The 677-nt window shown below is 43.1% G+C and carries 1 protein-coding gene; it reads right to left on the reverse strand.

Annotation, left to right across the window (positions count from 1 at the left end):
• A partial coding sequence (locus R7Q46_RS27395; protein WP_318078303.1) for a pirin family protein occupies window positions 1-495 on the reverse strand: 495 nt, incomplete at its 3' end.
• Window positions 496-677: the final 182 nt, after the last annotated feature.

Here is a 677-nt window from a genome sequence, read left to right on the forward strand (position 1 = left end):
TTCTCCCGCAATCATCAACTCACCAGCAATGACACGAACAAGCCCTGTCTTTGCATTGTCAAATTCCGTGATCGTTTCTGGTTGAAAATCGTGGTATTGAGCGGGTTTCATTTTGTCTTTGGCTGGTTGATTAATCCATATCTGAAAACCATGCAGCTCACCGTCTTGCATAATTGGCATTTCACTGTGTATTACTCCGCGACCTGCCGCCATCCATTGTGCACCACCTGAACGCAATTCGCCGACATTGTTCATGTGATCACGATGTTGAAAATGACCTTTCAGCATATAAGTCAGCGTTTCAATCCCACGATGAGGATGAGGAGGAAAGCCACCAATGTAGTCAGAACGTTGATCGGATTTCAGCTCATCCATCATTAAAAATGGTGAAAAGCTCGTGTTGTTAAAACCTGCAACTCGACGAATTTTAACACCATCACCGTCAGCGGTAGGTTGCGATGGAATCAACTGACGAATTTCTCTGAATGTGCTCATACTTCTTCTCCTCGTTCGCCTTGATGGCTGTCTGCAAATCGCGTTTCAGCTCAGGCTATCGACATGGTTTTATTTTAGTTTGGAGAAAAATAATCATGAGCAGAGCGATTCGAGCTACTTATTCAAGTTTTTCGAACAATAGGAAATCAAAACCAAGCATCATTGGTCATTTTTCATCCAGA

This window comes from Vibrio sp. 811, assembly GCF_033339195.1.